Genomic DNA, 19,150 nt, shown 5'->3' with positions numbered 1-19,150 from the left:
CTTCTACAAACGCCTCATCACCAACGGCAAAAAGCCAATGGTGGCCATCGCTGCCGTCATGCGAAAGATCGTCGTCACCTTAAACGCTAGGCTCAGGGACGCCGCCATTCCTCAGAGTTGATGACGAAGTCGGGTAGGCTCACCCCCGCTTCAACGCCTTCGCCTGCTTGAAGAAATCCATCCACGGATCGGCTTCCGCCAGCTGCTTCAGCGTCGTCTTGTCGCCGATTGGGAACGCGTTCGGCGCCAGGCCGGCCTCGATCTCGGCCCAGGTCACCGGCATCGACACGGTGGCTCCTTTCTTGGCGCGCGAGGAATAGGGCGCGACCGTCGTCGAGCCCCTGCCATTGCGCAGATAGTCGACGAAGATTTTCCCGGTCCGCGCCTTCTTCGACAGTGTGGCCGTGTAGCGGTCGGGGGCACCCTGTTCGAGCGCCTTGGCGAAATCATGCGCGAAGGTCTTCACCGCCTCCCAGTCGGCCGATGGCTTCAGCGGCACCAGCACATGGTAGCCCTTGCCGCCCGATGTCTTAACGAAGTTCGGCAGCGACAGCTCGTCGAGCTTGCCCCTTATATCGAGCGCCGCCTCGCGCACCGCTTTCACATCGACGCCTTCATCGGGGTCGAGATCGAAGATGATCTGGTCCGGCTGTTCAAGCTTGTCGATCGTGCAGCCCCAGATGTGGATCTCCACCACACCGTACTGGACGAGCGCCGCGACACCGTCGAAATCCCGCACGAACAGGATTTCCTCGCCATCCGTCGGGTCCTTCATCCGGGCTATTTTGTCGCTCATGCCGGCCGAGGCATGTTTCTGGAAGAAGCGCGGGCCGCCGACGCCGTCCGGCGCCCGCACAAGGCTGAGCGGCCGGTTGACGACGAATTGCTGCATGCGCGGCCAAACCCCGGCGTAATGGTCGAGCAGCCCCTGCTTGGAGATCTTTTCGTCGGGCCATAGCAGCTTGTCGGGATGGGAGAGTCTTACGCTGGTCGTCATCGTCCGGGTGGCGGTGCCGCTCGAGGCCGGCTTGGCCTTGCCTGTCGCTGCCTTGGGCTTTTCCTGCACAACGTCCTCCGCCGGCTTGTCCTCGCGCAGCCCCTGGAACGAGGCATGGCGTATTATACGGTCCGACGTCCAGCTGCGAAACTCCACTTCGCCGACGAGCTCCGGCTTGACCCAGACCAGGCCCTTGCCTTTCGGTACGGCCTTGTCGAAAGGCGAAGCCGTCGCCTTCAGCGCGTCCAGCTTCTGCTTCAGCGCGGTGGCGCCCTTGGCGGAGAAACCGGTCCCGACACGGCCGGCATACTGCAGTTTGCCGCCCTCGTAATAGCCGACCAGCAGCGAGCGCAGCCCGCGCCCGGTTTTGTCCGACGGCAGATAACCGCCGATGACGAATTCCTGCCGCGCCGTGCATTTCGACTTCACCCAGGTCGGGCCGCGCCCGCTGCGATAGGGCGCATCGGCACGTTTGGAGACGACGCCTTCCAGCCCCATGCGGCACGCATGTTCCAGCATGATCTTGCCGGGCTCGGAAAAATGGTCGGAGAAACGCACCGCCGCATTTTCCGGCTGCTCGCCGAGCAGCTCCTGCAAGGCCTGCTTGCGCTCGACCAGCGGCTCGCGACGCAAATCCTTGCCGTCGAGCCGCATCAGGTCGAACACGTAGTAGATGAAGCGGTGTGTCCGCTTCGCCGACAGGTCCTGCTGCAGCAGCGCGAAGGACGAGACGCCGCTGTCGGCCAAAACGACGATCTCGCCGTCGACGATAGCGTCGCTGCATTTCAGCGCGGCCAGCTCCGCGATGATCTCGCTTCCAAACTTGTCGGTCCAGTCGAGGCCGGTGCGGGTCAAGAGCCGCACTTCCGTGCCGGCGATCTGCGCCTGCATGCGATAGCCGTCGAATTTGACTTCATGCAGCCAGTCCCTGCCCGGCGGTGCATCCCGCTCCAGTGTCGCCAGCTGCGGTTCGATGAAGTCGAGTTTGCGCGCCGCTGCCTTCGCCTTGCCGGCGGCCGGCTTGTTCGAATGCCAGACCTTGGGCTTCTTGCCCTTGGCGGTCTTGCCCTCGCCAACCTCTTCGATCGTCAGGCCCGACTTCACCGATTCCGGCCTCTCCTTCAAAATGTCCTCGCCCGGGCGTGCCGCGGCGTCGTCCGACTTGATCAAGAGCCAGTTGTCGCGCTTTTCACCCGCGCGGGGTTTCAGCCGCACCAGATGCCACAGCCCATGCAGCTTATGGCCGTTGAGCTCGAAACTGATATGCCCCTTCTTCATCGCCTTGGCCGGGTCGGTCTCCGGCACCCACCTTCCCTCGTCCCAGACGATCACCGAGCCGCCGCCATACTCGCCCTTCGGGATCGTGCCCTCGAACGGCGCATAGTCGATCGGATGGTCCTCGACATGAACGGCGAGCCGCTTCTCATGCGGATCGAGGCTAGGCCCCCGCGTCACCGCCCAGCTCCACAGCACGCCGCCATGCTCGAGGCGAAGGTCGTAATGCAGCCTTGTCGCCGCGTGCTTGTGGATGACGAAGATGCCGCCCGCTTCGCTCTTTTTCGTGCGTGCGACCTTACCCGCCGGCTCCGACGTTTTCTTGAAATCGCGCTTGGCGTGATATTGTTCGAGGCCGGCCATTGCTTGGTCTCCTCAGGCCGATTTGCGCTTCGGCGCCGCTTTCGGCTTGGCGCGTTTGGCTGCCGGCTTGGCTTTCGCCGATGATGGTTTCGGCGAACCGGAATCCGACGACAGGCTCTTCTTCAGCGCGTCGAACAGATTGACGACATTGGAGGGCTTCGGCGCCGCCTTGGCCTTCGGCGCCTTGTGCCCCGCCTTCTTGGCGCGGATCAGCTCGAGCAACGCGTCCTCATATTTGTCGTCGAATTTCGACGGATCGAACTTGGCCTTCTTCTTGTCGATGATCAGTTCGGCGAGATCGGTCATTTCCTGGTCGGTCTTCACCGCCTTGATCTCGCCGAACACGCTGTCCGGCTGGCGCACCGTATTGTCGTAGCGAAGCGTCGTTAGCACCATGCCCTTGCCGAGCGGTTCGATGACCACGGGCCGTTCGCGTTGATAAAGCACGATCCGCGCCAGCCCGGCCATCTTCTTGCCCGCCATGGCATCGCGGATGACGGCGAATGCCTCTTCCGACACCTTGTCGGCCGGCGCGACATAATAGGGCGTGTCGAGATAGATCTGCTGGATCGAGGCCTTGTCGACGAAACCGTCGAGGCTCATCGTGTGCGAGGATTCGATCTGCACCGCCTCGATCTCGTCTTCCTCGATATGGACGAAATCGCCGTCGTCCAATTCATAACCCTTGATCTCGTCGCCATCGTCCAAGGGCTTGCCGGTTTCGGCGTCGACATAGATGCGCTTCACCGTGTTGCCGGTCTTGCGATTGAGGATGCGAAACGACACCCTTTCGGTGTGGGTGACGACATTGGTCAGTTCGACCGCGCAGGTCACCAGCGACAGCTTCAGATAGCCTTTCCAGGCTGGACGCGGCGCCATGACAAACTCCTTGCAACAGGTTCAATCCAGAACGGGGCAAAGCCCATTCCGGTTCCGACCGCGCGACAAGGCAAGTCGGCGCCGTTGCCGCGCCGACCTTGCCTGCCATCTCACCTATTCGGCAGCCTGGAGATTGATCTTGCTTTCCGCCATCTCGGTGAGCTTGCGATCGGTCGCTTGCTCTTCCTTGAGATTCTTCGCGAGTACGTTGGCGCAATCGCTGCGGCCGAGTTGCTTGGCCCAGGCAATCAGCGTGCCGTAACGGGTCATTTCGTAATGCTCGACCGCTTGCGCAGAGGCGATCAGGGCGGCGTCCAGGACCTGCTTGTCGGCGATGTCGCCGCTCACCTCGTCAGCTTCCTCGAGGATGCCGTCAATGGCCGGGCAGTTGATCGCCTTGGCCTTGACGCCATGCAGCTCGAACACCTCTTCGACGCGTTCGATATGGCCCTTGGTCTGTTCAAGATGTTTTTCGAAGCCTGCCTTGAGCTGCGCGTTGGTGGCCTTGTCGATCATCTTCGTCAACGCCTTCTCGATCTGCTTTTCCGCGTAATAGATGTCGCGCAACGTGTGCACGAACAGGTCGTCCAGCGTTTTGATGTCCTTCGAAAAGAAGCCCATGGTTCTAGCCTTTCCATTTGCTCTTGCGGTGTTGGTGTACATGCCTGCGGCTTGCAGGCAATCTCGGACCGGCCACGCCAGTCCCGACGGTCAACGTCCGCCCTATATGCCGGTTCCTTCCTTTCCTGCCTGAGCAAGGAAATTCCATCGGCCAGCCGGAAGTTGAAACAGAACCGCGCCCAGGCGACATTCAAACGAAACATATGTGATGCAAAAGTCACACTGGCCGGAATGACGACAAAAGGCGCGGAAACACCCCGAATCAGCCGCATTCCGGCCACGAAGCAACGGGTTTTCGACCAGATATTAACATCGTGTTCACCGACTATTCACGCCTCGATGCTATCCTTCACGCAATTCGGAAGGGACATCCGAAAATCGGGACAGGGACAGGGTAAATGAACTTCCTAACGCACCTCATCGGCTACGCCGCCGCCATCCGCGAATTCGTCGCGCCGACCTATCGGCCCGAGCGCTATTACATGCGCGGCCCTGGTCCGGCTTGCGCCCGTCGCGGCACGTCGCTGGGCGCGCACTGACCATGACGTTCGAGAGCCGCCACAACAGCCGCATCTGCAGGCCGGACACCACGACCCGCGCCACCACTTATCGTTCCGAGCGCCCGGCTCTGAGCGACAGGCGCCGTGCGACATCGCCACGTCTTTGATCCCGCTCCCGGCTGGCCTGGTGTCCCAGGACACGAGCAGCCGAGGCCCGCGTGACCGATCTTTCCCAGTCAAGTCCGCCCCAATCACGTCTGGCCAAGCCCAGTCCTCCGGCTGAACCATCTTTCGATGCCAGCCATCCGCTGATCGTCTTCGATGGCGTCTGCGTGCTGTGCTCCGGCTTCGTGCGCATGGTGGTGAGAGGCAGCCACGCCATGGCTGAGATCAATCCGGCAAGGCCGCTATCGCGACAATTTCAATGACGATGTCGGCTTGAGCCAGCGCGGCGACGCCAATCACCTCCGAGGGCGGCGGGTTGTTGTAACTGCAGTGCTTCGGGCAATGCTCGGCAAAGAACGCGTCCAGAACGTCCAGGCGAAAATTGGCAGAGCTGAGAACGCCGCCGTCGGGAAATGGTCCTCTGACAAAGAAGGTCAGTTTGACGAGGTGTTCAAGCGCGGTGCCCAGCTCCTCCAGATCGGCTTTGATGTTGCCCAGAACCTCGAGCCACTGCGCCGCCGCATCGCCAGCGAAACGACCGCCCTGCTTGCCGGCCGGATCGTAGTCGGCGGCAGTCGCCGTGTTTCCACAAAGGTAGACAAATCCCTTCGCGCCGGTGACAACTGTCCCCTTGCCCCACGGCATCAACCGGCCGCTTTTGAATTTCTTGTGGGTCACGAGTTCCATTGCTCATCTCCCATCCCTGGCGTGACGTGCCTGGATCACAAAGGATAGTGCGGCGGGGCGTCATTGCCAGCCGCCGCGGGCCGTTTGGCGAAACCTGGTCCTTGCGAAAGCGCGTGACGAAGTCGAAAGTTTTTTGCTGCGCCCTGTCGAAATCGGTCGACGCCGCGCGACATACGTCTGGCCCCGCAAGGACGCGGCCTTCGAAACACGGGAGAAGACCCATGCGATACATGCTGATGATCAACAATAGCGAAGCCGCAATGGCGGCCATGCCGATCGAGAAGGCCCAGCAGATGAGCGCGGCCTATAACGCCTATACCGAGGCGTTGAAGCAATCCGGCGCTTGGCTGGCCGGCGAACGGCTGCGCCCGACCCAGGCGACCACCTCGGTGCGGATCGCCGACGGCAAGACCAACGTGATCGACGGCCCCTATGCCGACACCAAGGAGCAGCTTGCCGGCTTCTACATGATCGAGGCGGCCGACATCGATACCGCCATCGAATGGGCGGCGCGCTGTCCAGCGGCCAGCACCGGCACGGTCGAGTTGCGGCCGATCTGGGAAATGGCCGATTACATGCCCAAGCAATGACGACGTGCCAAGAAATGACCATGTGATGGACAGTCGCCCGGAGATCGCCCGGGCGGCCGCCGAGGCCGCCGCCCGGCAGAGCTATGGCAAGCTGGTCGCCTGGCTCGCGGCGCGCACGCGCGACGTGACCGCGGCCGAGGATGCGCTGGCCGACGCCTTTGCCGCCGCGCTCGAACGCTGGCCGAAATCGGGCGTGCCTGAAAAGCCGGAAGCCTGGCTGCTCGCCGTGGCGCGGCGGCGGCGGGTCGATGCGGTTCGCCGGCGGCTCACCCGCGAGGCGGCCCGCGATCATCTCAAGCTGATTGCCGAGGAGATGGAGGCGCGCATGACCGACGAAGAGCTGCCCGACGAACGGCTGCGGCTGATGTTTGCTTGCGCGCATCCGGCGATCGAACCGGGCGTGCGCGCGCCGCTGATCCTGCAGACCGTGCTGGGTTTCGATGCCGCGACGATCGCTTCCGCCTTCCTGGTCTCGCCGGCAACGATGGGCCAGCGCCTGGTGCGCGCCAAGACGCGCATCCGCGAAACCGGCATTCCGTTCCGTGTGCCGGAGCGGGCCGAACTCGGCGAACGGCTGGGCGCGGTGCTGGAGGCGATCTACGCCGCCTTCGCCGAAGGCTGGTCCGATCCGGCCGGCACCGAGACGCAGCGCCGCAACCTCGCCACCGAAGGGATCTGGCTTGGCCGCCTGGTGGCGACGCTGATGCCGCAAGAGCCGGAAGCGCTTGGCCTGCTGGCGCTCATGCTGTTCGCCGAGGCCCGCCGCACCGCCCGGCGCAGTGCCGAAGGCGACTTCGTGCCGCTGGCCGAGCAGGACTGCGACCTGTGGGACCGTGCCCTGATCGACGAGGCGGAGATGCTTCTGTCCCATGCCGCGGCGAGCGGTGTGGTCGGCCGCTACCAGCTCGAGGCGGCCGTCCAGTCCGCCCACGCGGCGCGACGGCTCACCGGCCGCACCGACTGGCCGGCGATCCGCGCACTCTACGACGCGCTGTTTTCGATCGTCGGTTCGCCGGTGGTGGCGATCAACCGCGCGGTGGCGCTTGCCGAGACGGAAGGCGCCGTGGCGGGGCTGGCGGCGCTTTATGTGCTGGGCGACGACAAGCGGCTCAATGAATATCAGCCCTATTGGGCGGCGCGGGCCGGCCTCCTGGCCAGGCTTGGCCAGGTACCGCAGGCAACCGAGGCCTATGACCGGGCGATCGGCCTCGAACGCGATCCGGCGGTGCGCCGCTTCCTGCAAGGCAAAAGGGCGGCGCTGCGAAACTGACCTTCAGCCCGGCCACATCTCATGCGAGGTGTTGAGCGCCTTCAGCAGCGGATGGTCGCGCAGCCTGGCCCAGAGACGTTCAATATCAGGCCATGCCGCCCGCGCGCTGTCGATGTCGGGATGCCAGGCCACCAGCATGACGAGATAGATGTCGGCCAGCGACATCTCGTCGCCAACCAGCCAGTCACGCCCCTTCAGAGCGCTGTCCAGAACGGCGAAGCCGCGGTCCATCTCGGCGATTGCCGCCTGCTTGACGGCCTTCGTGCCGTCGGCGTCGGTCGTGTAGCGATGGGCGTAGTAGAACCGCAGCACCGCCGGGTAGAGCACCGACGACATGAAGGCCATCCAGCGCAGGAAATCGGCGCGGGCGGGCGCATCGACCGCCGGCGCCAGGCGGGCCTGCGGATGGCGCTCGGCGAGCAGGATGCAGATCGCCGCCGATTCGGTCATCGAGCGTCCGTCCGGCAAGGTCAGCACCGGCACCTGGTTCAGTGGGCTGATGTCGAGGAAAGCCGGATCGGGCCGCTCGGACTTCGGCACGTCGACCTGTTCGAACGGCACGTTGGCCAGCGCCAGCGCTGCCTCGACGACGAAGCCGCCGCTGCCGGGACGGGTATAAAGCTTGTACATGAAATTCTCCCCTGGCCCGTGCAAAGCGGACCGCGCGATATGACCCGGAAGCAGGGATCTGCTCAAGCCGGGTCACAGGCGCCACGGGAGGATTTTTCAACGGGCCAGCGACGCACGGCGGCCCGTCGATGGGGGCTGACCTAGGCCCCCAGCCCCTCGAACAAGATCGTCGACAGGTAGCGTTCGGCGAAATCGGGGATGACCACGACCAGGGTCTTGCCCTTGTTCTCCGGCCGCGAGCCGACGACGATTGCCGCCTGCAGCGCCGCACCCGACGAGATGCCGACCGGCACGCCTTCGAGGCGGGCGACGAGGCGGGCATTGGCGACCGAATCCTCGTTGGAAACCTTGACGATCTCGTCATAGATCGTGGTGTCGAGGATCTTTGGCGCGAAGCCGGCGCCAATGCCCTGGATCTTGTGCGGGCCGGGCTGGCCGCCCGACAGCACCGGCGAGGCTTCCGGCTCGACGGCGACGACATGCACGGATGGCTTGAGCTTCTTCAGCACCTGGCCGACGCCGGTGATGGTGCCGCCGGTGCCGATGCCGGCGACGAAGATGTCGACCTCGCCCTGCGTGTCGTTCCAGATCTCCTGCGCTGTCGTCTTGCGGTGGATTTCCGGATTGGCCGGGTTTTCGAACTGCTGCGGGATGACGGCATTGGGGATCGTCGCGGCCAGCTCGTCGGCCTTGGCGATGGCGCCTTTCATGCCTTTCGGACCTTCGGTCAGCACCAGTTCGGCGCCGAGCAGCGCCAGCATCTTCCTGCGCTCGACCGACATCGTCTCGGGCATGGTCAGGATCAGCTTGTAACCCTTGGCGGCGGCGGCGAAGGCGAGCGCGATGCCGGTATTGCCCGAGGTCGGCTCGATCAGCGTGGTCTTGCCGGGCGCAATCTTGCCGGCCGCCTCGAGCGCCTCGATCATCGCCACGCCGATGCGGTCCTTGACCGAGGCGATCGGGTTGAAGAACTCGAGCTTGGCGACGAGATTGGCGACGACGCCCTTCTCCTTGGCGAGTTTGTCGAGCCGGACCAGGGGCGTGTCGCCGATCGTGTCGGTGATGGAACTGTAGGTGCGGCCGCGGCCGGGGACGCGGGCGGAGGTGACTGGCTTGTTCATTGGTTTCGCTCCCAGGATTTCAGGCAAGTGGCATTGCAGCCGGCAAGATAAGGCTTTCAGCCGCGCAACATAAGCTGTTGGCCGGAAATATCCGAGTGGGGCCCGTGTCTAAAACGCCCATGTCCCGGAAAAGCATTTCACCGGGAAGCCTGCCCCCGGAATGTTTTGGCTGAAAGCATGCTATTGGCGGGCCGCGATCGCCGCCGCCGCGCCCACCATGAAGCCAGCGGCGGTGCGGTTCAGCAGCTTCAGCGCGCGCGGCGATTTCAAGAACCAGCGCGCCTTGGCGGCGAGCGCCAGGTAGGGAACCAGCACGACGAACAGCACGACCACCGTCAGCGCGGCGAGAATGCCGTAATCGGCCAGCGTAATGGTCTTCAGGTCGACGATGGTCGGCGTGATCGCGAGGTAGAAGATCATCGTCTTCGGATTGCCGAGCGTGACGGTGAGGCCGGCGATGAAACTCGACACCAGCCCGCCCTTGCCCTTCCGGGCCTCGACCGTTTCGGGCGTGATGCCGGCGGTCCAGAAGCGCCAGCCCAGAAATGCCAGATAGGCAACGCCGGCCCATTTGATGGCCAGGAACACCATGCCGAAGGTCTGCGCCACGAAGGCGAGGCCGAGCACCACGGCGGTCAGATAGGTGAGGTCGCCCAGCATCAGGCCAAAGGACATGGCCAGCGACGAGCGAAAACCGGAGCCGAGTGCCCGCGCGACAAGCGCGGTGACGCCGGGGCCGGGAATGGCGGCGGCGATGCCGAGGGCGGCACTGTAGGCGAGGAAGCCGGTGAGGGTCATGGATAGGTCCCAGATTGAAGGGCCATATTGCATACATCCGAATGGAATTGAATTTCCTGAGGATTGGATTTGATTGCACCAGACAGCGCGGTCTTCGCCCTATAAGGCCCCCCTCATCCGGCCGCTTCGCGGCCACCTTTGCCGGGGCGAGTCACGGGCCTCGCCCGTCCTTCGGACCCCCGTGGGGGAGAAGAGAAAGGCGCCGGCGCTAACAAGCTCCTGTCCCCGAGGGGGAGAGGTCGGATTGCCCCGAATTGCCCTTCGCAATTCGGTTGGCAATCCGGGTGAGGGGGTCTGCATTGTCCAAGCAGGATCAGGAACGGCCGCCGTCATAGGTCACACGCCAGATCGTACCGTTGCCGTCCTCGGTCATGATCAGCGCCCCGTCATGGGCCACCGCCACGCCGACCGGCCGGCCCCAGACCTCGCCGTTGGAAACGACGAAGCCGGTCATGAAATCCTCATATTCCCCGGTCGGCCTGCCGTCCCTGAACAGCAGGCGGACGACCTTGTAGCCGGTCCTGTTGCCGCGATTCCACGAACCGTGCAGGGCGACGAAGGCATCCCCCCGGTATTCCTTGGGAAAACCGCTGTCGGCGGGCAGGTCCTTGCGCTCGTAAAAGATGATGTTGAGCGGCGCCGAATGCGCCTGCATCAGCACATCGGGAATGGTTGCCTTGCCGGCGAGGTCGGGCCGCGCGCCCTTGTAACGCGGGTCCTCGTGGTTGCCGATATAGTACCAGGGCCAGCCATAATACGCGCCGTCCTTGACCGAGGTGGCGTATTCGAACGGCACATTGTCGCCCAGCGCGTCGCGCTCGTTGACGACGCACCACAGCGCCCCGGTCGCCGGCTGGATGGTCATGCCCGAGCAGTTGCGCAGGCCGGTGGCGACGATGCGGCCGTTCTTGCCGTCCGGATCGAAGGCTTGCACGTCGGCGCGCCCCTCTTCGGAGCCCCAGCTTGCGCCGAGCGGCTGCGATGTCACCCACGCGTCGAGGCCGCCATCCGGCGCCTTGCCCATGTCCTCGGCGACGTTCGAACCGGAGCCGACCGACAGATAGAGCGTCTTGCCATCCGGCGAAAAGACGATGTCGCGGGTCCAGTGATGGTTCGAGGGAATGTTGGCGACGATGATTTCCGGTTCGCCGGATGCCTTCAGGTCGCCACCGCGGTAGGCAAAGCGCACGATGCTGTCGCTGTTGGCGACATAGACCCATTGCGGATCATCTCCCGGCGGATAGAAGGCAATGCCATAGGGCTGGTTGAGATTGCCGGCGAAAATGCGGTCCTCGGCGGGCTTGGCGCTGTCCTTGGCCAGGCGATAGACGCGGATCTGGTTGGCTTCGCTGTCGGCGACGAACAGGTCGCCATTGGGTGCGACGCGCACGGCGCGCGGATTGTCGATGCCGGAGGCGATCAGTTCGGCCGAGAAACCCGGCGGCAATTGCGGCTTCGCGCCCGTCGGCATGTCGGCAAGGCCGGCGCTGTTCGACACCGACTTGGTGACGTAAGGCTTCGGCAGGTCTTCCGGCTTGATCAGGCGGCGCACGCCCGGTCTGTCGGCACGCCAGTCGCCAAAGGCGGCCGCACCCTTCAGCACCGGCTGGTCGGCCTGCTGGGCGAATGCCGCGCCTGTGAGAAAGAGGGCGGGGATCACCAGTCCGGCCAATCGGATCATCTTGTCCTCCATCTGGTCGCGAAGGAAACCAACGGCCGGCTTGTCTCCGGGTTCCGCCTCACTCGACCTGATGAGGAAGCGAAAGTCCGGCTTTATGTCCCGGCCGCGTAAAAATCGTCGTCGAGGCGTTTTTCCAGCGCGACGAGATCGGCCGGCAGCGGCAGGCCCATGGCGCGCATTTCCCGCAATTTCTCGCGCAATTGTTCCTGGATTTCGTGCTGGTCTTCCGGCTGGTTGACCATCTCCTCCAGCAGCAGGCTGATCCGGGCCTTGAGTTCTTCGAGCGCCATTCTTTTTCTCCTTGCTGCCCGTTTCGATCTTGGCACTAAGGTGCAGAGCTTCAGGTCAGGCCGAGCCGGAAATGGTCGATACCGAGAACCGGAGCGTACTGGTCGTACGCACCACCCGAACATCCACACCTTAGCGCAACATGCGCGATATCAACTGCGCCGTATAATCGACCATCGGCACGATGCGGGCGTAGTTCAGCCGGGTCGGGCCGATGACCCCGAGCGCGCCGACGACGCGGGCGTCCTTGTCGCGATAGGGCGCGACAACCAGCGACGAGCCCGACAGCGAAAACAGCTTGTTTTCCGACCCGATGAAGATGCGCACGCCCGATCCCTGCTCGGCGAGGTCGAGCAGCTGGATCAGCCCGTCCTGCGTTTCCATGTCCTCGAACAGATGCCGCAGCAGCTCGATGTCGGCCTGGGCGGTGACGTTTTCGAGCAGGTTGGCGCGGCCACGCACGATAAGCCGTGCCGGCAGGCCGCTTTCGGCGCCCGCCCACACCGCCAGGCCTTTCTCGACGAGGTCCTGCGACAGCGTGTCGAGGGCCGCTCTCGTCTCTTCCTTGATGCGGGCGATTTCGGTGCGCGCCTCCGCCAGCGTACGGCCGCGAATATGGGCGTTGAGGAAATTCGAAGCCTCGTGCAACTGCGACACGGTGATGCCCGCCGGCAGCTCGACGACGCGGTTCTCAACGTCGCCATTTTGCGACACCAGCACGGCGAGCGCCTTGGTCGGCTCGAGCTGGATGAATTCGATATGCTTCAGCGCCACCTCGTTCTTGGCGGCCAGCACCAGGCCGGCGCCGCGCGACATGCCCGACAGCATCTGGCTGGCCTCGGTCAGCATGTGCTCCAGCGTCGCGCCAGAGCCTGAGGCCCGCACCTGCGCCTCGATGGTGCGGCGCTCCTCGTCGGAGAGGTCGCCAAGTTCCATGAAGGCATCGACGAAGAAGCGCAGGCCGGCCTGCGTCGGCAGCCGTCCGGCCGAAATGTGCGGCGCGTAGATCAGGCCGAGATGCTCGAGGTCGCTCATCACATTGCGGATGGTGGCCGGCGACAGCGAGGACGGCAGGATGCGCGACAGGCTGCGCGAGCCCACGGGCTCGCCATCCCTGAGATAGGAATCGACGATGCGCCGGAAGATGTCACGAGAGCGCATGTCGAGTGATTGAAGTGCGAGCGGCTGCGAACCCGGATCGATTGCCTTGGTCATTCGGCCAAAAACCTCCGTCCTCAGGATATAGACTTCGGCACGGTGGGCGCAACCGGTCTCTGTATCGGATCGCCCGGTCCGTTTTCCTTTGCGCGCTGCCCCCCATGCGGCTAAAAGCCGGCCACGATTCCGAAAAATGACTGGGAAAGAAGCCTGAATGCGCCCCTCCAAACGCCAATTCGACGAAATGCGCGCCATCTCCTTCGAGCGCGGCGTCTCCAAGCACGCCGAAGGTTCGTGCCTGGTGAAGTTCGGCGACACCCATGTCCTGTGCACGGCGAGCCTCGAGGAGAAGGTGCCGGGCTGGATGCGCAATTCCGGCAAGGGCTGGGTGACGGCCGAATATGGCATGCTGCCGCGCTCGACCGGCGAGCGCATGCGCCGCGAGGCCTCCGCCGGCAAGCAGGGCGGCCGCACGCTGGAAATCCAGCGCCTGATCGGCCGCTCGCTGCGCGCCGTGGTCGATTTGCAGGCGCTGGGCGAGCAGCAGATCACCGTCGATTGCGACGTCATCCAGGCCGATGGCGGCACCCGCACCGCCTCGATCACCGGCGGCTGGGTGGCGCTGTACGACTGCCTGCGCTGGATGGAAGCCCGGCAGATGGCCAGTGTTTCGAAGGTGCTGAAGGACCATGTCGCGGCGATTTCCTGCGGCATCCATGACGGCCAGCCGGTCATCGACCTCGATTATCTCGAGGATTCCGCGGCCGGCACCGACGCCAATTTCGTCATGACCGGCAAGGGCGGCATCGTCGAGATCCAGGGCACGGCCGAGGGCGAGCCTTTCTCGGAAGACCAGTTCGCCGAGTTGATGGGCCTGGCCAAGAAAGGCATTTCGCGGCTGGTGAGTTTGCAGCAAATGGCGGTGGCGTAGGTTTTAGATGCCGAGCCCAGGCACCCCCCGCTGGCCTGCCGGCCATTTCCCCCTCAAGGGGGGAGATCGGATGTCATTTCGGCCTTCGCCAATCTCCGGCGTTGCAAGATGGGCGGCGAGATTGAGGCTGCTGATCTCCCCCCTCGAGAGGGAGATGCCCGGTAGGGCAGAGGGGGGTGCCTCGTGACACCCTATGCAATTTTGGAATCAGCGCTCTATGTGACTGATCTCAACGCGGCCGAGCATTTCTACACCGACATCCTCGGCCTCACGTTCCTCGGCAAGGTCGACGGCAGGCATCTTTTCTTTCGCTGCGGGCCGGGCGTGCTGCTCATCTTCAACGCCGAGGCAACCAAGATCCCGCCGGCGCCGGATGCCCGGCTGCCGGTGCCGCCGCACGGCGCGGTCGGCGAAGGTCATCTCTGCTTTGCCGCCAGCGCGGATGAAATCGTGGCTTGGAAAGCGCATCTCGAGGCGAAGAAGATCGCCATCGAAAGCGAATTCGAATGGCCGCAAGGCGGCCGTTCGCTCTATATACGCGACCCCTCGGGCAATTCGATCGAGTTCGCCGAGCCGAGAATCTGGGGCCTTTGATGCATACACTTGATGGCAAGAAGATCGTCGTCGCCAGCCACAATGCCGGCAAGCTGCGCGAATTCGCCGACCTGATGGGACCGTTCGGCTTCGAGGCGAAGTCGGCCAAGGACTACGGCCTGCCTGAACCGGACGAGACCGGCACGACCTTCGAGGAAAACGCCTACATCAAGGCGTTGGCCGCGGCGAAGGCGACCGGCCTGCCGGCGCTGTCGGACGATTCCGGCCTCTGCGTCGACGCGCTCGACGGCGCGCCCGGCGTCTACACCGCCAACTGGGCCGAAACCCCTGACGGCAGCAGGGACTTCGCCATGGCCATGCAGCGCACCGAAGTGGCTTTGCAGGAAGTCGGCGCGGCCTCGGCCGAACAGCGCAAGGGGCGCTTCGTCGCCGTCATTTGCCTGGCCTTTCCCGACGGCGCGGCCGAATATTATCGCGGCGAGGCCGAAGGCACGCTGGTCTGGCCGCCGCGTGGTGAGCTCGGCTTCGGTTACGATCCGGTGTTTTTGCCCAATGGCTTCGACAAGACGTTTGGCGAGATGAGCGCTGAGGAAAAGCACGGCTGGAAACCCGGCCAGCCAACGGCGCTCTCACATCGCGCCCGCGCCTTCCAGAAATTCGCCCAAGCACGGTTGGATCTGCCGGGATTGGGCTCGGCATGACTGGACCTGGCATGATCATGCCGCTCGACCGCAGTCCCGGCTTCGGCGTCTACATCCATTGGCCGTTCTGCGCGGCCAAGTGCCCCTATTGCGACTTCAACAGCCATGTCCGCCACCAGCCGGTCGACCAGGAGCGCTTTGCCGCCGCCTTTGAGGCGGAACTGGCGACGATGCGTGAGCGGACCGGGCCGCGCGAGGTGACCAGCATTTTCCTCGGCGGCGGCACGCCCTCGCTGATGAAGCCGGAGACGGTGGCCAGGGTTCTGGACGCCGTGGCGAAGAACTGGACGGTGCCTGACGGCATCGAAGTGACGCTGGAGGCCAACCCGTCCTCGGTCGAGGCCGAACGCTTTCGCGGCTATCGCGCGGCCGGCGTCAACCGCGTCTCGCTCGGCGTGCAGGCCCTGAACGACAAGGATTTGCGCTTCCTCGGCCGGCTGCACAATGTCGACGAGGCGCTGCACGCCATCGGGCTCGCGCGCGAAATCTTTCCGCGCCTGTCCTTCGACCTGATCTACGCCCGGCCGGGCCAGACGCCGGAAGCCTGGGCGGCCGAGCTCGAACAGGCGATCGGCCATGCCGCCGACCATCTGTCGCTCTACCAGCTGACCATCGAGGAAGGCACGCCCTTCCACGCTTTGCATGCGGCGAAGAAATTCATCATTCCCGACAATGACCGCGCCGCCGACCTCTATGCGCTGACGCAGGAGATTACATCAGCGCATGGCCTGCCGGCCTACGAGATTTCCAACCACGCCAGGCCGGGTGCGGAAAGCCGGCACAATCTGACCTATTGGCGCTATGGCGAGTATGTCGGCGTTGGCCCCGGCGCGCATGGCCGCTTCGTAGAGAACGGCCATCGCACGGTGACCATCGCCGAGCGGATGCCGGAGACCTGGGCCAACCTGGTCGAGGCCAAGGGCCATGGCGTCACCGGCGGCGAGATCCTGACGCGCTCGGAAGAGGCCGACGAATTCCTGCTGATGGGGCTGAGGCTGGCCGAGGGCATCGACCTCTCGCGCTACGAGGCGTTTTCCGGCCGCGGCCTGTCGAGCGCGCGGCTGTCGGTGCTGCAGGGCGAGGGGCTGGTGGCGCCGATCGGCAATGCGCGCCTGCGCGCCACGCCCGCCGGCATGATCGTGCTCGACGCCGTGGTGGCGGATCTGGCGCGCTAGGCCAAAAGGTAGTTTTCTGCTCAGGCAAAGATGCTGTGGGTTTGGCTGAAAACCATTACGCCGTTTCCGATGTGGGTGCGACATGAAGTATCTGATCCATGAGACGCTGCGCACGGTGAACACTGATGATGTCTTCGAGTTTGGATTGACCGAAATTTCGAAGCCACAGGCCGACGAGGATTTCTACCAAGCCGATGCCGTAATTATCAAAAATCAGAAGGTTATATCGAGGCACAGGCCCTCAGGCATGACTGAGTTCGATGTGGTTCGGGGCTTTCTTGCCTATGTCGGCATAAATCTAAGGGCACTGCCGCGCGAGCACGCGGTGGAGTTTGAACTCCATGGACTGACGCTTGACCAGTACATACCGCTGACCAAGTCGATACGCGAAATGTTCGATGAGTAGTGCCGCAGCCGCAGGCCCGCTGAATCAGGAAGCCAATAACTGTTGAAAAACGTCCTCTTCGTCTGCAGCCAGAACCGTTTGCGCAGCCCGACCGCCGAGCAGGTGTTTTCAAAGCGCGGGGATATCGAGGTCGCCTCGGCGGGGACCAATCATGACGCGGATACGCCGCTGACGCATGAGCTGGTCGCCTGGGCCGACATCATCTTCGTCATGGAAAAGGTGCACCGCACGAAACTGCAGAAGAAATTCAAGGCCAGCCTGAAGCAGGCCCGGGTCATCTGCCTCGATATACCGGATAATTATGAATTCATGGATCTCGAGCTGATTGACCTTCTGAAGGCGCGCGTTTCACGCTATCTGGGGTGAACCAGTCATCCCCGGGTCCATGCCGCGTGGCTCCGCCCGCTATAACGAAGCGAGAGCAGTCGCGGCCAGAGATCGCAGTGGTCAGGCGTCGTGCTTGAAACGGCGCTTGCCGCGATCCTTCTCGGCATGCGCCTCTCCGTTGCGGGCCGGTTTGGCGTCGGCCTTTTCGCGGCGAACGCTGTGCTGGTCGTTCATCGGATGTGGCGGCACGCCTTCCCTGGCGCTTTTCGTTTCAAGACGGGTGATGAAGATATCGAAGCGATTGGGCATCGTCCGGTCAGTGCTCCGTCGTGCTGTCTGGTTGGTTGTCGGAAAGCCTGACATTCGTCGGCAGGGCGGTTGTCGCCCGCTCGGTCAGGCTGGTGTCGGTCTTGGCAGGCAGGCGCTTGTCCCTGGCGGCGGCAACGCGCTTGCGGCCGGCATAGTAAGGCTCGAAAGCGTCCTGTATCTTCAGGCTGTCCATCCTGTCCTCCCTTTAGGAATCAGGGGCTAAATCTGCCAATGCCGGTTTGGTTCCCTACTGTGGCGAAGGCATGGCGATCACCTTACATCGGCGTGAGCTTTTGCAAGCCTGCGCCAGCCATGCCAAACAAGATTTGGCAGGCCAACAGGGCTGAATGGAGACGGCATCAGTGACCGACGAGACGGGCAAGCGCATCTATGTGGTCGGGCAGGCCGAATTTCCCGCCCGGCCGCTCGAGCCGGCGCTCTATCTGGTGGCGACGCCGATCGGCAATCTCGCCGACATCACGCTGCGCGCGCTGGAGACGCTGGCCGCCGCCGACATCGTCGCCTGCGAGGACACCAGGGTGTCGCGCGTGCTGCTCGACCGCTACGGCATCCGCCGCCGCACCACGGCCTATCACGAGCACAATGCCGGCGAGGCCGGGCCGAAGCTGATCGCGGCGCTTCAGGCCGGCCAGAGCGTGGCGCTGATTTCCGATGCCGGCACGCCGCTCGTCTCCGATCCCGGCTACCGGCTGGTCGGCGAAGCAATCGACCAAAGCATTCGCGTCGTGCCGATCCCCGGTCCGTCGGCGCCACTGGCCGCGCTCACCGCGTCAGGCCTGCCGTCCGACGCTTTCCTGTTCGCCGGCTTTTTGCCGGTGAAGACTGGGCAGCGGCTGACGCGGCTGGAGGCACTGAAGGCGGTGCCGGCGACGCTGATCTTCTTCGAATCGCCGCGCCGGTTGGCCGAATCGCTCGGCGCCATGGTCGAGGCGCTCGGCGGCGAGCGCAAAGCCGCAATCGGCCGCGAATTGACCAAGACCTTCGAGGAAATGCGCACCGGCACGCTGCGGGCGCTGGCCGACCACTATGCGGCCGCCGACACGCCGAAGGGCGAGATCGTCGTCTGCATCGGCCCCGCCGAGGCCAAGGCGGACGAGCCCGAAGACATTGACCGCCTGCTTTTGTCGCTCGCCGCCGAAATGCCGGCCTCCAAAGCGGCGGCGGAGGCCGCGAAGATGACCGGCGGCCAGAAACAGGCGCTTTACCGGCGGCTGCTGGAACTCAAGGACACCTCAGGAGAAGGCGACGGTGGCTGAGCGCCCGAGCGCCAACCGCCGGAAAGCCTATCGGCGCGGCCATCGCGGCGAGTGGCTGGCGGCTGCCGCGCTGATGCTGAAGGGCTACCGCATCCTCGCGCGCCGCCATCGCACCCGCTTCGGCGAGATCGACCTGATCGCGCGGCGAGGCGATCTCGTGCTGTTCGTCGAGGTCAAGGCTCGGCGTTCGCTGATGGAAGCCATGGAAGCGATCGGCCACGAATCGGAGCGCCGCATCGAGGCCGCCGCCGACATCTGGCTCTCGCGGCAGGCGGATTACGGCAGATTGTCGATGCGCTTCGACATGGTCGCCGTGCTGCCCTGGCGCTGGCCGGTGCATGTCGAGAATGCGTTTTATGGGCGGAATTAGAGGGGAGGCGCTCCTTGCTCCGCCCGTGGATGACGAAGTCGAGGAGGTTGTTCGAGTCTCAAGCGTTGCTCGCCCT

General features: G+C 64.1%; 23 protein-coding genes and 1 pseudogene. 12 read left to right on the top strand and 12 right to left on the bottom strand.

Annotation, left to right across the window (positions count from 1 at the left end):
• A pseudogene (locus CK227_RS37245) lies at positions 1–121 on the top strand (IS110 family transposase); the annotation flags it as partial.
• A gap of 18 nt (positions 122–139) precedes the next feature.
• Here CK227_RS37245 and ligD read toward each other — a convergent pair.
• The 3 genes from ligD to CK227_RS14250 all read right to left on the bottom strand — a co-directional run bounded on the left by ligD (position 140) and on the right by CK227_RS14250 (position 4,135).
• Positions 140–2,635, bottom strand: coding sequence for a DNA ligase D (gene ligD, locus CK227_RS14260; RefSeq protein ID WP_095773414.1), 2,496 nt, complete (start codon positions 2,633–2,635; stop codon positions 140–142).
• A 12-nt stretch (positions 2,636–2,647) separates the two neighbouring features.
• On the bottom strand, positions 2,648–3,514 hold the full coding sequence (locus CK227_RS14255) for a Ku protein (RefSeq protein ID WP_095773413.1): 867 nt from the start codon (positions 3,512–3,514) through the stop codon (positions 2,648–2,650).
• Positions 3,515–3,628: 114 nt separating this feature from the next.
• Positions 3,629–4,135: a ferritin-like domain-containing protein gene (locus CK227_RS14250; protein ID WP_095773412.1), complete on the bottom strand. Its 507-nt coding sequence runs from the start codon at positions 4,133–4,135 to the stop codon at positions 3,629–3,631.
• A gap of 398 nt (positions 4,136–4,533) precedes the next feature.
• Here CK227_RS14250 and CK227_RS14245 point away from each other — a divergent pair, with 398 nt between their 5' ends.
• Positions 4,534–4,674 (top strand): hypothetical protein, encoded by a 141-nt coding sequence (locus CK227_RS14245; protein WP_013892047.1) that lies wholly within the window; start codon positions 4,534–4,536, stop codon positions 4,672–4,674.
• 351 nt (positions 4,675–5,025) lie between these two features.
• On the opposite strand, the gene CK227_RS14235 is transcribed toward CK227_RS14245, so the two are convergent.
• A complete protein-coding gene (locus tag CK227_RS14235; RefSeq protein ID WP_095773411.1) occupies positions 5,026–5,487 on the bottom strand; it encodes a RidA family protein in 462 nt (153 codons plus the stop codon).
• 221 nt (positions 5,488–5,708) lie between these two features.
• Here CK227_RS14235 and CK227_RS14230 point away from each other — a divergent pair, with 221 nt between their 5' ends.
• Entirely contained in the window at positions 5,709–6,077 is a 369-nt protein-coding gene (locus CK227_RS14230) for a YciI family protein (protein WP_095773410.1), read from the top strand.
• Between the two features lie 25 nt (positions 6,078–6,102).
• Complete coding sequence (locus tag CK227_RS14225; protein ID WP_095773409.1) at positions 6,103–7,347, top strand: RNA polymerase sigma factor; 1,245 nt, start codon at positions 6,103–6,105, stop codon at positions 7,345–7,347.
• Positions 7,348–7,350: 3 nt separating this feature from the next.
• Here CK227_RS14225 and CK227_RS14220 read toward each other — a convergent pair whose 3' ends face one another.
• From CK227_RS14220 to hrcA, 6 genes are all read right to left on the bottom strand, one after another.
• Complete coding sequence (locus CK227_RS14220; RefSeq protein ID WP_095773408.1) at positions 7,351–7,977, bottom strand: glutathione S-transferase family protein; 627 nt, start codon at positions 7,975–7,977, stop codon at positions 7,351–7,353.
• A gap of 140 nt (positions 7,978–8,117) precedes the next feature.
• Positions 8,118–9,098 carry a cysteine synthase A gene (gene cysK, locus CK227_RS14215; protein WP_095773407.1) on the bottom strand — a complete coding sequence of 327 codons (981 nt, stop codon included), beginning with the start codon at positions 9,096–9,098 and terminating at the stop codon, positions 8,118–8,120.
• A gap of 180 nt (positions 9,099–9,278) precedes the next feature.
• Positions 9,279–9,896 carry a LysE family translocator gene (locus CK227_RS14210; protein WP_095773406.1) on the bottom strand — a complete coding sequence of 206 codons (618 nt, stop codon included), beginning with the start codon at positions 9,894–9,896 and terminating at the stop codon, positions 9,279–9,281.
• Between the two features lie 313 nt (positions 9,897–10,209).
• Complete coding sequence (locus CK227_RS14205; protein ID WP_095773454.1) at positions 10,210–11,577, bottom strand: sorbosone dehydrogenase family protein; 1,368 nt, start codon at positions 11,575–11,577, stop codon at positions 10,210–10,212.
• Positions 11,578–11,669: 92 nt separating this feature from the next.
• Positions 11,670–11,867, bottom strand: coding sequence for a hypothetical protein (locus CK227_RS14200; RefSeq protein WP_010912574.1), 198 nt, complete (start codon positions 11,865–11,867; stop codon positions 11,670–11,672).
• A 130-nt stretch (positions 11,868–11,997) separates the two neighbouring features.
• Positions 11,998–13,080, bottom strand: coding sequence for a heat-inducible transcriptional repressor HrcA (hrcA, locus tag CK227_RS14195; RefSeq protein ID WP_010912575.1), 1,083 nt, complete (start codon positions 13,078–13,080; stop codon positions 11,998–12,000).
• Between the two features lie 157 nt (positions 13,081–13,237).
• Between hrcA and rph the strand changes: the two genes are divergently transcribed.
• The 6 genes from rph to CK227_RS14160 all read left to right on the top strand — a co-directional run bounded on the left by rph (position 13,238) and on the right by CK227_RS14160 (position 17,157).
• On the top strand, positions 13,238–13,954 hold the full coding sequence (gene rph / locus CK227_RS14190; RefSeq protein ID WP_095773405.1) for a ribonuclease PH: 717 nt from the start codon (positions 13,238–13,240) through the stop codon (positions 13,952–13,954).
• Between the two features lie 183 nt (positions 13,955–14,137).
• Positions 14,138–14,548 carry a VOC family protein gene (locus CK227_RS14180; protein WP_095773403.1) on the top strand — a complete coding sequence of 137 codons (411 nt, stop codon included), beginning with the start codon at positions 14,138–14,140 and terminating at the stop codon, positions 14,546–14,548.
• A complete protein-coding gene (rdgB, locus tag CK227_RS14175; protein ID WP_095773402.1) occupies positions 14,548–15,210 on the top strand; it encodes an RdgB/HAM1 family non-canonical purine NTP pyrophosphatase in 663 nt (220 codons plus the stop codon). The genes CK227_RS14180 and rdgB overlap by 1 nt, the downstream gene beginning before the upstream one ends.
• The gene (gene hemW / locus CK227_RS14170; RefSeq protein WP_179296448.1) at positions 15,207–16,385 is read left to right on the top strand and encodes a radical SAM family heme chaperone HemW; all 1,179 of its coding nucleotides are present in this window, start codon (positions 15,207–15,209) and stop codon (positions 16,383–16,385) included. Before rdgB ends, hemW begins: the two co-directional genes overlap by 4 nt.
• A gap of 82 nt (positions 16,386–16,467) precedes the next feature.
• Positions 16,468–16,791 (top strand): hypothetical protein, encoded by a 324-nt coding sequence (locus CK227_RS14165; protein ID WP_095773400.1) that lies wholly within the window; start codon positions 16,468–16,470, stop codon positions 16,789–16,791.
• A 42-nt stretch (positions 16,792–16,833) separates the two neighbouring features.
• A complete protein-coding gene (locus CK227_RS14160) occupies positions 16,834–17,157 on the top strand; it encodes a low molecular weight protein tyrosine phosphatase family protein (RefSeq protein WP_095773399.1) in 324 nt (107 codons plus the stop codon).
• 81 nt (positions 17,158–17,238) lie between these two features.
• Here the strand turns inward: CK227_RS14160 and CK227_RS14155 are convergent, their stop codons facing one another.
• Together CK227_RS14155 and CK227_RS14150 are read right to left on the bottom strand one after the other, a co-directional pair.
• Positions 17,239–17,427 (bottom strand): hypothetical protein, encoded by a 189-nt coding sequence (locus CK227_RS14155; RefSeq protein WP_038650961.1) that lies wholly within the window; start codon positions 17,425–17,427, stop codon positions 17,239–17,241.
• Between the two features lie 7 nt (positions 17,428–17,434).
• The gene (locus CK227_RS14150; protein ID WP_095773398.1) at positions 17,435–17,620 is read right to left on the bottom strand and encodes a hypothetical protein; all 186 of its coding nucleotides are present in this window, start codon (positions 17,618–17,620) and stop codon (positions 17,435–17,437) included.
• Positions 17,621–17,774: 154 nt separating this feature from the next.
• Between CK227_RS14150 and rsmI the strand changes: the two genes are divergently transcribed.
• On the top strand, positions 17,775–18,704 hold the full coding sequence (rsmI, locus tag CK227_RS14145; RefSeq protein WP_095773397.1) for a 16S rRNA (cytidine(1402)-2'-O)-methyltransferase: 930 nt from the start codon (positions 17,775–17,777) through the stop codon (positions 18,702–18,704).
• Positions 18,697–19,074: a YraN family protein gene (locus CK227_RS14140; RefSeq protein WP_095773396.1), complete on the top strand. Its 378-nt coding sequence runs from the start codon at positions 18,697–18,699 to the stop codon at positions 19,072–19,074. Before rsmI ends, CK227_RS14140 begins: the two co-directional genes overlap by 8 nt.
• The last annotated feature ends 76 nt before the right edge of the window (positions 19,075–19,150 follow it).

Source organism: Mesorhizobium sp. WSM4308, from assembly GCF_002294905.1.
GTDB lineage: Bacteria > Pseudomonadota > Alphaproteobacteria > Rhizobiales > Rhizobiaceae > Mesorhizobium.
This window is presented reverse-complemented; position numbering and strand designations above follow the sequence as displayed.

What these genes read in the sequence shown, in the direction of transcription:
- rph (WP_095773405.1), top strand. Translation starts at nt 13,238, where the DNA reads ATGCGCCCCTCCAAACGCCAATTCGACGAAATGCGCGCCATCTCCTTC.
- CK227_RS14165 (WP_095773400.1), top strand. Translation starts at nt 16,468, where the DNA reads ATGAAGTATCTGATCCATGAGACGCTGCGCACGGTGAACACTGATGAT.
- CK227_RS14250 (WP_095773412.1), bottom strand. Translation starts at nt 4,135, where the DNA reads ATGGGCTTCTTTTCGAAGGACATCAAAACGCTGGACGACCTGTTCGTG.
- hemW (WP_179296448.1), top strand. Translation starts at nt 15,207, where the DNA reads ATGACTGGACCTGGCATGATCATGCCGCTCGACCGCAGTCCCGGCTTC.
- CK227_RS14225 (WP_095773409.1), top strand. Translation starts at nt 6,103, where the DNA reads ATGGACAGTCGCCCGGAGATCGCCCGGGCGGCCGCCGAGGCCGCCGCC.
- CK227_RS14235 (WP_095773411.1), bottom strand. Translation starts at nt 5,487, where the DNA reads ATGGAACTCGTGACCCACAAGAAATTCAAAAGCGGCCGGTTGATGCCG.
- CK227_RS14220 (WP_095773408.1), bottom strand. Translation starts at nt 7,977, where the DNA reads ATGTACAAGCTTTATACCCGTCCCGGCAGCGGCGGCTTCGTCGTCGAG.
- rdgB (WP_095773402.1), top strand. Translation starts at nt 14,548, where the DNA reads ATGCATACACTTGATGGCAAGAAGATCGTCGTCGCCAGCCACAATGCC.
- CK227_RS14150 (WP_095773398.1), bottom strand. Translation starts at nt 17,620, where the DNA reads ATGGACAGCCTGAAGATACAGGACGCTTTCGAGCCTTACTATGCCGGC.
- CK227_RS14245 (WP_013892047.1), top strand. Translation starts at nt 4,534, where the DNA reads ATGAACTTCCTAACGCACCTCATCGGCTACGCCGCCGCCATCCGCGAA.
- CK227_RS14230 (WP_095773410.1), top strand. Translation starts at nt 5,709, where the DNA reads ATGCGATACATGCTGATGATCAACAATAGCGAAGCCGCAATGGCGGCC.
- CK227_RS14255 (WP_095773413.1), bottom strand. Translation starts at nt 3,514, where the DNA reads ATGGCGCCGCGTCCAGCCTGGAAAGGCTATCTGAAGCTGTCGCTGGTG.
- CK227_RS14205 (WP_095773454.1), bottom strand. Translation starts at nt 11,577, where the DNA reads ATGATCCGATTGGCCGGACTGGTGATCCCCGCCCTCTTTCTCACAGGC.
- ligD (WP_095773414.1), bottom strand. Translation starts at nt 2,635, where the DNA reads ATGGCCGGCCTCGAACAATATCACGCCAAGCGCGATTTCAAGAAAACG.
- cysK (WP_095773407.1), bottom strand. Translation starts at nt 9,098, where the DNA reads ATGAACAAGCCAGTCACCTCCGCCCGCGTCCCCGGCCGCGGCCGCACC.
- hrcA (WP_010912575.1), bottom strand. Translation starts at nt 13,080, where the DNA reads ATGACCAAGGCAATCGATCCGGGTTCGCAGCCGCTCGCACTTCAATCA.
- rsmI (WP_095773397.1), top strand. Translation starts at nt 17,775, where the DNA reads ATGGAGACGGCATCAGTGACCGACGAGACGGGCAAGCGCATCTATGTG.
- CK227_RS14200 (WP_010912574.1), bottom strand. Translation starts at nt 11,867, where the DNA reads ATGGCGCTCGAAGAACTCAAGGCCCGGATCAGCCTGCTGCTGGAGGAG.
- CK227_RS14210 (WP_095773406.1), bottom strand. Translation starts at nt 9,896, where the DNA reads ATGACCCTCACCGGCTTCCTCGCCTACAGTGCCGCCCTCGGCATCGCC.
- CK227_RS14155 (WP_038650961.1), bottom strand. Translation starts at nt 17,427, where the DNA reads ATGCCCAATCGCTTCGATATCTTCATCACCCGTCTTGAAACGAAAAGC.